Annotated in this window: 6 protein-coding genes; 2 read left to right on the forward strand and 4 right to left on the reverse strand. The window is 69.2% G+C overall.

Features of this window, described 5'->3' with window-relative positions:
- Positions 1 to 208: 208 nt before the first annotated feature.
- The 4 genes from ACVDFE_RS11990 to ACVDFE_RS12005 form a co-directional block, all read right to left on the reverse strand.
- Positions 209 to 4,441: a GH92 family glycosyl hydrolase gene (locus tag ACVDFE_RS11990; protein WP_458430473.1), complete on the reverse strand. Its 4,233-nt coding sequence runs from the start codon at positions 4,439 to 4,441 to the stop codon at positions 209 to 211.
- A gap of 497 nt (positions 4,442 to 4,938) precedes the next feature.
- Entirely contained in the window at positions 4,939 to 6,813 is a 1,875-nt protein-coding gene (locus ACVDFE_RS11995; RefSeq protein WP_458430474.1) for an acyl-CoA dehydrogenase family protein, read from the reverse strand.
- 155 nt (positions 6,814 to 6,968) lie between these two features.
- On the reverse strand, positions 6,969 to 7,670 hold the full coding sequence (locus ACVDFE_RS12000; protein ID WP_360395493.1) for a DUF305 domain-containing protein: 702 nt from the start codon (positions 7,668 to 7,670) through the stop codon (positions 6,969 to 6,971).
- On the reverse strand, positions 7,670 to 8,491 hold the full coding sequence (locus tag ACVDFE_RS12005) for a DUF3105 domain-containing protein (RefSeq protein WP_360395673.1): 822 nt from the start codon (positions 8,489 to 8,491) through the stop codon (positions 7,670 to 7,672). The genes ACVDFE_RS12000 and ACVDFE_RS12005 overlap by 1 nt, the downstream gene beginning before the upstream one ends.
- A 169-nt stretch (positions 8,492 to 8,660) precedes the next feature.
- Here ACVDFE_RS12005 and argS point away from each other — a divergent pair, with 169 nt between their 5' ends.
- Positions 8,661 to 10,289, forward strand: coding sequence for an arginine--tRNA ligase (gene argS, locus ACVDFE_RS12010; protein WP_458430475.1), 1,629 nt, complete (start codon positions 8,661 to 8,663; stop codon positions 10,287 to 10,289).
- The gene (gene lysA / locus ACVDFE_RS12015) at positions 10,289 to 11,707 is read left to right on the forward strand and encodes a diaminopimelate decarboxylase (protein ID WP_458430476.1); all 1,419 of its coding nucleotides are present in this window, start codon (positions 10,289 to 10,291) and stop codon (positions 11,705 to 11,707) included. The genes argS and lysA overlap by 1 nt, the downstream gene beginning before the upstream one ends.
- Positions 11,708 to 11,710 lie beyond the last annotated feature (3 nt).

Here is an 11,710-nt window from a genome sequence, read left to right on the forward strand (position 1 = left end):
CCGGTTCGTGACGGAACGGGCCTGCGCTGTTCGGGTACCGAAACCCACGTCCTGCCTTGGGCGAACGGCACCACAGCGACCTCCCCAGTAACACCAACGGTTTGCCAAGATCCCACCGGACAACCTACCGCACCGGAAAGATCCGTTCAGGTGAACGGGAAAGGCCGCGCTCCGTGACAGAACGCGGCCTTTCCCGATCAGTTGGGCGTTACAGCCCAGCGCACTGTCCTGCCTTCGGCCCCTTGACGTCGTTCGGGAAGCCGTTGTTGACCGGCGCCGGGGTGTTGCCCGTGCAGGACAACGGTCCGCCGACGGTCGAGAACGCCACCACGGAGCCCGCCCTGTTGCCCGTCAGCGACACCGGGCCGCCGACCGCCGTGTTCTCGACGGCCACCTCGGCCGAGGAGCCGTTCACCGAGACCGGGCCGCTGACCCTGGTGCCCACCAAGACCACGGACGCGGCGTCCGCGGCCGACAGCGGGCCCTTGATCTCGCCGCCGAACACGTACAGCGTGGCGCCGCGGGCGACGGTCACCGGGCCGCTGATCGTCGCTCCGTCCACCTGGGTCACGCCGCTGACCTGCAGCGGGCCGCTGACCGCACCGGTCACCGTGGTGGTGGCGGCCCGCAGCGGCTTCGACAGCAGCTCGAACTCCGCCAGCGCCACGTCGCCGCTGAACTCCAGGCGGTAGAACGCGTACCGGCCCGGTGAGGCGATCTTGAACGACCGGGTGTACTGCTGCCACTGGAAGTTCTCACCGCTGCGCTTGTCGACGGTTGCCCAGGTCTTGCCGTCGTAGGAGGCCTTCAGCTCCCACGACGAGGGCGAGGCGCCGGTCTTCGCGTTGGTCAGCGTGTAGAACTCCGCCTTCTCCTTGGCGTCGGCGGGCTTGAGGTCGACCGTGCGGACCGTCGCGGAGGTCGCGGAGTTGTTGTCCGACAACGCGGCCACCGACAGGCCGGTGGAGACGTCGCGCAGCGGCGTGGCGACCTCGGTGCCCTTGGTGATCGACTCGGGTGCGTCGTCGGCGCCCGTGCCCCACTTCGACGGGGCGGGGCCCATGTCGAAGTCGATCGTCGCGCCGGCCGCGAGGACGTCGTGCGGCAGGGAGGTCTTGTTCCACGGCTTGCCGTTGACCTTGACGCCCTGCACGTAGATGTTCTTCGCGCTGTTCTTGGGCGCGTTGACCACCAGCTTCTTGCCGTTCTCCAGGTTCACCGTCGCCTTGGTGAACTGCGGCGAGCCGATCGCGTAGGCCGGCTTGCCCATCTGCAGCGGGTAGAAGCCCAGCGCCGAGAACAGGTACCACGCGGACATCTCGCCGTTGTCCTCGTCGCCGGCGTAGCCCTGGCCCTCCTGGCTGCCGACGTACAGGCGCGCCATGATCTCGCGCACCTTCTCCGCCGTCCGCGCGGGCTGACCGGCGTAGTCGTACATGTAGGCGATGTGGTGCGAGGGCTGGTTGGAGTGGCCGTACTGGCCCATCCGCACGTCCCGCGCCTCGATCATCTCGTGGATGACGCCGCCGTAGCCGCCGGGGAACTTCGCGGTCTCCGGCAGGGTGAAGAACTGGTCGAGCTTCTTCGCCAGCGCGTCCCGCCCGCCGTACAGGTTCGCGAGACCCTGCCCGTCGTGCGGCACCGTGAACGCCATGTTCCAGCCGTTCGTCTCGGTGTAGTCGTAGCGCCAGTCCTGCGGGTTGTACTTCGCCGGGTCCTCGACGCGCCACGACCCGTCGACGTTGCGGCCCTGGAAGAAGTCGATCCTCTTGTCGAACGTCAGCACGTAGTTGAGGGAGCGGTTGAGGAAGTACTCGTGCTCCTCCAGGTACCGCTTCTCACCGGTCTTCTCGTGCAGCGCCTTCGCCATCTGCGCGATGCCGTAGTCGTTGAGGTAACCCTCGATCGCCCACGACCACGCCTCGTGCAGCTGGTCGTTGCCGGTCCAGCCGAGGAAGATCGACCGGTCCATGCCCTTGCGGCCGACGCCGCTGCTCGGCGGCACCACCGACGCGTTCTTCACCGCGGCCTCGTAGGCGGCCTTGGCGTCGAAGTTGCCCACGCCCTTGAGGTAGGCGTCCGCGAACGCCACGTCGGAGCTCGTGCCGGTCATCAGGTCGGCGTAGCCGGGGGAGGACCAGCGCGAGATCCAGCCGCCGTCCTTGTACTGCTGGACGAAGCCCTCGGCCATCTCACCCGCCTTGGACGGCGTGAAGAGGCTGTAGGCGGGCCAGGTCGTGCGGTAGGTGTCCCAGAAGCCGTTGTTGACGTAGATCTTGCCGTCCACGACCTTCGCGCCGGTCCGCGTCGGCGTCGAGGGACCGGTCGCGGGCGCCACCGGGGACGCGTACTGGACCTTGTCGCCGACCTTCTCGAAGCCCGAGTTCGGGTAGAGGTAGAGCCGGTACATGTTGGAGTACGTGGTGATCAGCTGGTCCTCGGACGCGCCCTCGACGCTGAGGATGCCGAGCACCTCGTTCCACGCGTTCTGCGCGCGGTCCCGGACCGACTCGAACGTGTCGGAGCCGCCGACCTCCTGCCGCAGGTTCGACTTCGCCTGGTCGACGGAGATCAGCGACGTGGCGATGCGCAGCTGCACGGTCTTGTCGGCGAACGAGAAGTAGCCGCCGACCGCGTCCCTGCCGGAGCCGGTGAGCTTCCCGCTCGCCGTCACGGCCTTGTCGACCTCGCCGTAGACGAACAGGCGCGAGGCGCCCGTGGAGAGGCCGCTCTTGACGTCCGAGAAGCCCGTGACGACACCGGCGGCGGCGTCGAGGGTCAGCCCGCCGAGGTTGTTCACGTTGTCGAACACGAGGTTCTTCTCGCCCTGGTCCGGGAACGTGAACCGGAAGACCGCCGCGTGGTCGGTCGGCGCGATCTCGGCCTTCAGGCCGTTCTCGAAGGTCACGCCGTAGTAGTGCGCCTTCGCGACCTCGTTGTCGTGCTTGAACGGCAGCGCCCGCAGCGCGCGGTCCTGCGTCGGCGCCTTGTCCGACGGCATGACCTGGAACGTCTGCCGGTCACCCATCCACGGGCTCGGCTCGTGCGAGGCCGTGAACGCCTGCAGCGTCGGCAGGTTCTGCGCGTTGTTGCGCTGCTGGTACTCGTACAGCCACGACGTGGAGCCCGCGTTGGTCATCGGGGTCCAGAAGTTGAAGCCGTGCGGCACCGCGGTGGCCGGGAAGTTGTTGCCGCGCGAGAACGAGCCGTTGGAGTTCGTGCCGCGCGTGGTCAGCACGTAGTCCGACGGCTTCGCGTACTGCTTCTCGACCACGTCGCCGATGCGGATGTCGTCGACCCAGGCGCCGAACTCCGTCGGGCCCTTGGGACCGTCGTAGGCGACCAGCACCCGCTTGATCGTCTTACCGGCCGCGACCGCGCCGATCGTCGAGGCGACCTTGTTCCACTGGTTGGTGTAGAGGAACTTGCCCGCGCCCTGGCCCTGCGGCGACAGCACCGCGCCGTGCCGGTCCACCGCCCCCAGGTCGCTCAGGTAGGTGCCGTCGGAGAACGCCAGGTCCACCGACGAGTACGTGCTCGGGTAGCTCAGGTTGTCCGTCACGAAGTCCGGGAAGATCATGTACGACAGCTCGGTCCGCGGCTCGACCTTCACGTCGACGTCGAAGACCTTGTTGTAGCTGTACGCCCGGCCCTCGGCGGTGTGACGACCCTGGAAGCGGAACGACTTCACGCCCGTCCAGCCGACCCGCGCCTTGGCCGCGTAGCCGCCCGTGGGGCCGTTGCCGACCACGCTGCGCATGTTCGGCGGCGGCGGGGTGGTGGAACCGTCGGAGAGCTGCACCTCGGCGAGCTGCACGATGTTCGTGGAGCCGTTGTTCAGCTTGATGTCGAGCTTGTAGTGCGTGAACGCCTTGGGTGCCGCGATGTCGTAGGTCTTGGTCTGGAAGCGCTCGGCGAACGCCTCACCGGTGCGGGTGTCGACAACGGTCCAGTCGGTGCCGTTGTCCGACCCCTGCAGGGTCCAGTTCCTGGGGTCGCGCTCGGGGGAGTCGTTGGCCGACGAGAGCGCGTACCTGCGGATCGTCTGCGCCTCGGCGAAGCGAAACGACGCCCACCCGGTGGTGGCGAAGACCAGCCACTTGGTGTTGACGCTGCCGTCGACGAGGTTCTCCTTCACCTCGCCCGAGTCCGCGTTCTCACCGTTGGCCTTGACCTCCAGCACCTCGTCGGAGACGTTGCCGGGGATGCCCGAGCCGTCGGAACCGATCACGCCGGACGCCTTGGGATTGCCCGCCGCGTCGGTCTCGACCGCGTTCGCCCACGCTGGTTGCGGTTGACCGTCCTCAAAGGACGACGAAAAGCCCACTCCCGACTCCTCTGGTGCGGCGGCCGCGTAGCCGTTGGTGACGCCGCACACCAGTGTCGCAGTGATCGCGACGCTCAACAGAGTGGTTGTCCGTCTCTTCCCCAGTTGCCTCATTGCAACCCTTCCCGCCGCCGCCTTGCCTGCCCCGTTCGCGAGGCAGCGTTTCTGCACCTGACATCGTTGTCAAGGCACGGGGCGGAACTTGTCCTCGAACCTGTCCTCTCCCGCGCGACACGGTGACCGAACCGGCGGCCCACGCAGCGACCGGTGCTGGGATCGCTCTCACGGTGTGCGGGGCGGACGGTTCGAACGGGCCGCGGTGGCGTCCGTGGTCGCGACGGGACCGAGGACCGCTCGTGAATTGGTCTTCGAAGTTACTCTCTGAGAGTAGTTGAGAGTGCCTCACCTGGTAATTCACTCATTTGCCGTATCCGTGAACTGCCGTTTGTGGCTTAGCGTTACCAGAACCTCCTCCTGGAGGGTGTTGTGTCCTTCCGTTGCAAGGGGAGCCGGTAGGGGGATGCGGGGGACGTAGCCCCCTACCGGCCGTGCACGGGGCAGGTGCCGCGCCCGCACCACCAACCTGCCCCGTGCAGCAACGGACGGACGGCTCAGCGCGGAGTCGGGCGGTGGACGTTCTCCGCCGTCGACTCCCGGTGCGCCGAGTCCGCGATCCAGCTGCCGGGGGTGGACGGGTCGACGACGCCATCCTCCAGCCAGGTGAACCGGCCGTTCATGACCTGGGTGGCCAGCGCCACGTCGGTGTCGTCGGTGTTCTTCCACAGCCGCTCGAACAGCTCGTCCACGCGCACCCGCGCCTGCTTGCAGAACGCGTCGGCCAGCAGCTGGGCGTCCGGGTTCTGGTCCCGCACCGCCCGCACGCACGTCGCGCTGATCGCGAACAGCTCGGCCCCGATGTCCACGACCCGGCTGAGGAACCGCTGCTTGCGCTCCATCTTCCCCTGCCACCGCGACATCGCGTAGAACGTCTGCCGCGCCAGCTTGCGCGCCGCCCGCTCCACGAACCGCAGGTGCCTGGCCAGCGGCCCGAACTCCGCGTAGCCCGCCGGGCTCTGCCCCTTGCCGACGACCAGCGTCGGGAACCACTTCGCGTAGAACCCGCCGGCCTTGGCCGCGGCCTTCACCTTGGCCTGCCGGTCGGCGTCGGGGTCGATGATGTCGCCGGCCACGCTGAGGTGCGCGTCCACGGCCTCACGCGCGATCAGCAGGTGCATGATCTCGGTGGAGCCCTCGAAGATCCGGTTGATCCGCAGGTCTCGCAGCACCTGCTCGGCCGCGACACCCCGTTCCCCGCGCGCCGCCTGGCTCTCCGCCGTCTCGTACCCGCGCCCGCCCCGCACCTGCACCAGCTCGTCCGCCACCAGCCACGCCTTCTCCGACGCGTAGAGCTTCGCCAGCGCGGCCTCGATGCGGATGTCGTGGCTGCCCGCGTCCGCGAGCTCGGAACTGAGGTCCAGCACCGCTTCCAGCGCGTAGGCCGTGGCCGCGATGTAGGCGATCTTGCCCGCGATGGCCTCGTGCCTGCCGACCGGCAACCCCCACTGCACCCGCTCGGTGCTCCACTCGCGCGCGATCTTGAGGCACCACTTGGCGCTGCCCGCGCAGAGGGCGGGCAGGCTGAGCCGGCCGGTGTTGAGGGTGGCGAGCGCGATCTTGAGCCCCGCGCCCTCCTTGCCGATGACGTTCTTCTTGGGCACCTTCACGTCGTGGAACCGCGTGACGCCGTTCTCCAGCCCCCGCAACCCCATGAACGCGTTGCGGTTCTCCACGGTGATGCCCTCCGCGTCCGCCTCGACGACGAACGCGGTGATGCCCTTGCCGGGCACCTGCGCCATGACGACCAGGAGGTCGGCGACGACACCGTTGGTGGTCCACAGCTTCACGCCGTTGAGCACGTAGTCGTCGCCCTCGGGCACAGCGGTGGTGCCGAGCCGGGCGGGGTCGGAGCCGACGTCCGGTTCGGTGAGCAGGAACGCGGTGATCTCACCCTTGGCGCACCGCGGCAGGAACTCCCGCTTCTGCTCCTCGTTGCCGAACATGGCCACCGGCTGCGGCACGCCGATGGACTGGTGCGCGCTCAGCATGGCGCCGATCGCCGGGTTGGCGCTGCCGACGAGCATCAGCGCCTTGTTGTAGTAGACCTGCGTGAGGCCGACGCCGCCGTACTCCGGCTTGATCTTCATGCCGAACGCGCCGAGGTCCTTCAACCCCTTGAGCACGTCGTCGGGAATCCGCGCGTCCCGCTCGATGACGGCGTTGTCGACGTGCGCCTCGGTGAACTCCCGGAGCTTCGCGAGGAACGCCTCGCCGCGCTCCCGGTCCTCCCGGCTGCCTTGCGGGTGGGGGTGGATGAGGTCGACGCGGAAGTGGCCGAGGAAGAGCTCTTTGCCGAAGCTCGGTCGCTGCCAGCGGGTTTCTCGGGCTTGCTCGGCGACCTGTCTGGCCGCGCGCTCGTCGACGGTCATGGTTACCTCCGAGTAAGGGTGTGACCCACGTTACTCAGGGGTAGGCGGATGTCCACCGGTCCGGAGGGTGAAAGCCGGGCCTCAACGGCCCGACGGCCAACGCGAAAGGCCGCCCCCTCCGCGAAGGAGGGGACGGCCTGGAGGGACGACCAGGGCTACGGCAGCGGTGCGGCTCCGCGCTTCGCCAGGTAGTCCTTCATCAGCTCGGTCTCCGAGGACTGCGACTTCAGCATGTTCTCCGCGAGCGTGCGCACCGCCGGCTGGCCCGCGCGGGTCGAGGCGTACTCGGCCATCGGGGCGCCGCCGACGTGGTGGCGGAGCATCAGCTGCAGGAAGTACACGTCGAGGTCGCGGCCGGTCAGGGAGCGGAGCTTGGCGAGCTCCTCGGTGGTGGCCATGCCCGGCATGGCGGGCTTGCCCGGCTCGGCGGTGGTGGCGCCGTGGCCGTGGATGCCGGCGTCGTTCATCCAGGTCATGTAGACGCCCGAGATGTTCTGCTCGTGTTCGTTCCACATCATCAGCCAGCCCTTCATGCGGCCCACCTGTTCGAGCTGGGTGGAGGCGATGTCGAAGGCGAGCTGGCGGACGTCGGGGTCCGTGGAGCGGTCGCGGGCGATGTTGGCCATCTGAATGCCCTGCAGGTGGTGCATGGCCATGTCCTGGCAGAAGCCGACGTCGACCGAGCCCGAGGCAGGGGCGCTGCCGGTGGACGAGGAGCCGGGGAGCTTCACCAGCAGGCCGACGGCCGCGCCGAGCAGGAGCACGGCGAGGACGGCTGCGGTGATGACGAGGGTCCGGGCGACGCCTGAGGGACGCCCGGAGCCCACGACCACGACCTCGTCGGAGGTGTCCGGCATCAGCTGGACGGCGGCGTCGAGACCGAGCCCGACGGCGGCGTGCTGGCGTTCGGCTGGCCCTCGGTGGCGGAGTCGTCCTTGCCGCCGTCCATCGGGACGGCGTCGGCGCCCGGCTTCTCGGCCACGAACGGGGCCGGGTTCGACAGGAACGCCGTGTTCTCGCAGGACGCGCCGACCTCGGGGTAGGTGTTGGCGTTGCGCAGCAGCGAGGAGATGAACTGGTCGATGCGCTCGTCGTCGGCGGTGTCGACCTTCAGCTGGTGGCCCCAGGCCTGCAGCGAGATCGGCTTGTCGAGACCGGGGTACGGCGACATCATCATGTACGGGATGCCCTCGACCTTGGGCTTGAGCTTGCCCAGTGCGTCGTCCTTGACCTGGTCCGGGTTGTACGCGATCCACACGGCGCCGTGTTCGAGGCCGTGGACCATGTTCTCGGTGCGGACGGCCTTGTCGTAGACGACACCGGTGCAGTCGGCCCACTGGCCGTCGTGCGGGCCGCCGAACGCGGGGGTCTGGTCGTAGGCGACGCGCTGGGTCGCCTCGACGTGGCGGGAGCCCTTGTACTCCTTCACGACGATGCCCGCGAGCTGCGTCGACGGGTCCTTGTTCGTGTCGGAGGGCTTCCACTTGGCCAGGGCGGCCTCTTTGACGTTCTGCTCGTGGATCTGCGAGTACGCGTAGCCGAAGACGCCGCCGGCGAGGCCCAGCACGGCGACTACCGCGATGATCGTGCCCCACGGCTTGGGCTTCTTCCCCACCACCGAGGAACGGGCTGCGGCCACGCTGTTGCGTGTGGCCTTCGTCTTCTTGCCGCTGGTCATGTCCGCCTCAGATGTCGTCCTGGTCAACCGGCGCCAGTGTAGGGACAACGTGTCTGGTCACTGTCAGGGCAGTGCGATACCACGTGCGCGTTAACACTTGCCGTCTCACCCTCCGAGACCCGGTAACCCGGTCGAGACCTGCGACAACGCTTCTCTAGACTCATCGTCCGTGACCCCTGACGCGCTCGCCGATCTGGTTCGGACCACGGTTGCCCGGCTGCTCTCCGAACGAGGCCTGGACACCGCCGCCGCACCCGCACAGGTCACGGTCGAGCGACCCCGCAACCCCGAGCACGGCGACTACGCCACGAACGTGGCGCTGCAACTGGCCAAGAAGGTCGGCGTGAACCCGCGCGACCTCGCCACGTGGCTCGCCGAGGCCCTGCGCACCCAGTCCGCCATCGCGCGGGCCGACGTCGCCGGACCGGGTTTCCTGAACCTCACCATCGCCACCGAGGCCCAGGGCGCGATCGTCGAGGACGCGCTGCGCGACGGCTACGGCACCGGCGACGAGCTCAAGGGCAAGCGGATCAACCTGGAGTTCGTCTCCGCGAACCCGACCGGCCCCATCCACCTCGGTGGCGCGCGCTGGGCGGCCGTGGGCGACGCGCTCGGCCGGATCCTGCGGGCCCGCGGCGGCGAGGTCACCCGCGAGTACTACTTCAACGACGCCGGCGCGCAGATCGACCGGTTCGTCCGGTCGCTGATCGCCGCCGCGAAGGGCGAGCCCGCGCCCGAGGACGGCTACGCGGGCACGTACGTGAGCGACATCGCCGCCGAGGTGCTGCGCCGCGAGCCGGGTGCGCTCACCGACCCCGAGACGGTCCGCGAGGTCGGCGTCGGGCTCATGTTCGACGAGATCAAGCGCAGCCTGCACGAGTTCGGCACCGACTTCGACGTCTACTTCCACGAGGACTCGCTGCACCGGAGCGGTCGCGTGGACGAGGCGGTCGCGAAGCTCAAGGCCACCGGCTCGCTGTACGAGGAGGACGGTGCCTGGTGGCTGCGCTCCACCGACTTCGGCGACGACAAGGACCGCGTCGTCATCAAGAGCGACGGCAACCCGGCCTACATCGCCGGTGACATCGCCTACCTCGTCGACAAGCGCGGCCGGGGCTTCGACCTGTGCATCTACATGCTTGGCGCCGACCACCACGGCTACGTCGCGCGCCTCAAGGCCGCGGCGGCCGCCCTGGGTGACGACCCGGACAGCGTCGAGGTGCTGATCGGCCAGCTCGTGAACCTCGTCAGCGAGGGCCAGCCGGTGCGCATGAGCAAGCGCGCGGGCACCGTCATCACGATGGAGGACCTGGTCGACGCGGTCGGCGTGGACGCCGCGCGCTACGCCATGGTCCGCTCGTCGGTCGACTCCGGCCTCGACATCGACCTCGACCTGCTGCGCAAGCACAGCAACGAGAACCCGGTCTACTACGTGCAGTACGCCCACGCGCGCACGTCGTCGATCCTGCGCAACGCCGGCGACCTCGGCATCACCCCCGGTGGGGACTTCGCGCTGCTCACCCACGAGCGCGAGGGTGACCTCATCCGCACCATCGGCGAGTTCCCGCGAGTGGTGGCCACCGCCGCCGAGCTGCGCGAACCGCACCGCGTCGCCCGCTACCTCGAAGAGCTCGCGGGCACGTACCACCGCTTCCAGCAGGACTGCCGCGTGCTCCCGCGCGGCGATGAGGAGACGACTCCGTTGCACCAGGTCAGGCTTCAGCTCGTCAACGCGACCAGGCGCGTGTTCGCCGCGGGCCTCGGCCTGCTCGGCGTGACCGCCCCGGAGCGCATGTGATGCGCGCGCACCCGGCCGGTCCCCGGCACGCCGACGTCCTCGTCCCCGGCAGCACCGCCGGCGACCGCCCCTCCACCGCCGACCAGCTCGACCACCTTCACCCGAACGTGTGGCCGCGCAACGCCGCCCGCAACGCCGACGGCGTCGTGGAGCTGGCGGGCGTGGACGTGCGCGGGCTCGCCGAGCAGTACGGCACCCCGCTGTTCGTCATGGACGAGCAGGACTTCCGCGCGCGCTGCCGCGAGCACGCGGAGGCGTTCGGCGACCCGACGCTCGTGCACTACGCCTCCAAGGCGTTCCTGAGCGTGCAGATCGCGAAGTGGGTGGCCGAGGAAGGCCTCTCCATCGACGTCTGCAGCGGCGGCGAGCTCGCCATCGCGCTGCGGGCGGAGTTCCCGGCCGAGCGCATCGCGTTGCACGGCAACAACAAGAGCGTCGCCGAGCTGGTCGCCGCGGTCGAGGCGGGCGTCGGCGGGATCGTCGTCGACTCCTACCACGAGATCGCGCGACTCGACCAGATCGCACGCGACCGCGGTGTGGTGCAGCCGGTGCTGATCCGCATCACGGTCGGCGTCGAGGCGCACACCCACGAGTTCATCGCGACCGCCCACGAGGACCAGAAGTTCGGCTTCTCGCTGTCCTCCGGCGACGCAGCCGAGGCCGTGCGCCGGGTGCTGAAGGCGAGCGGGCTCACGCTCGTCGGCCTGCACAGCCACATCGGCTCGCAGATCTTCGACGCCTCCGGCTTCGAGGTCGCCGCCCGCCGCGTCATCGGCCTGCTCGCGGAGATCCGCTCCGAGCACGGCGAGATCGGCTCGCTGACCACCGTCGACCTCGGTGGTGGCCTCGGCATCGCCTACACCCCGGACGACGACCCGCCCCCGCCGGCGGAGCTCGCGCGGCAGCTGCACAACATCGTGCAGAAGGAGTGCGAGCACAGCGGCCTGGAGATGCCCCGCATCGCGGTCGAGCCCGGCCGCGCGATCGTCGGCCCCGGCACGGTCACCGTGTACGAGGTCGGCACGATCAAGGACGTCGAGCTCGACGGTGGCGCGCGCCGCCGGTACGTGAGCGTCGACGGCGGCATGAGCGACAACATCCGCACCGCCCTGTACGACGCGGTCTACGACTGCAGGCTCGTGTCCAGGACCGCAGAGCCCGATGCGCGCGCCGTGCTCTGCCGCGTCGTGGGCAAGCACTGCGAGGCCGGCGACATCGTCGTGCGCGACTGCTGGCTGCCCGAGGACCTCGCGCCGGGCGACCTGGTGGCCGTCGCTGCGACGGGGGCCTACTGCTACTCGATGGCGAGCGGGTACAACCGACTCCCGAGGCCCGCGCTCGCCGCGGTGACCGACGGGGAGGCGCGGCTGCTGCTGCGCCGCGAGACCGAGGACGACCTGTTCCGTCTGGAGGTATGAACG

Source organism: Lentzea chajnantorensis (assembly GCF_054300775.1).

Bases quoted from the DNA above. Each gene is read 5' to 3' on its own strand.
- ACVDFE_RS12005 (WP_360395673.1), bottom strand. From the start codon at position 8,491: ATGACCAGCGGCAAGAAGACGAAGGCCACACGCAACAGCGTGGCCGCA.
- ACVDFE_RS11995 (WP_458430474.1), bottom strand. From the start codon at position 6,813: ATGACCGTCGACGAGCGCGCGGCCAGACAGGTCGCCGAGCAAGCCCGA.
- ACVDFE_RS11990 (WP_458430473.1), bottom strand. From the start codon at position 4,441: ATGAGGCAACTGGGGAAGAGACGGACAACCACTCTGTTGAGCGTCGCG.
- lysA (WP_458430476.1), top strand. From the start codon at position 10,289: ATGCGCGCGCACCCGGCCGGTCCCCGGCACGCCGACGTCCTCGTCCCC.
- ACVDFE_RS12000 (WP_360395493.1), bottom strand. From the start codon at position 7,670: ATGCCGGACACCTCCGACGAGGTCGTGGTCGTGGGCTCCGGGCGTCCC.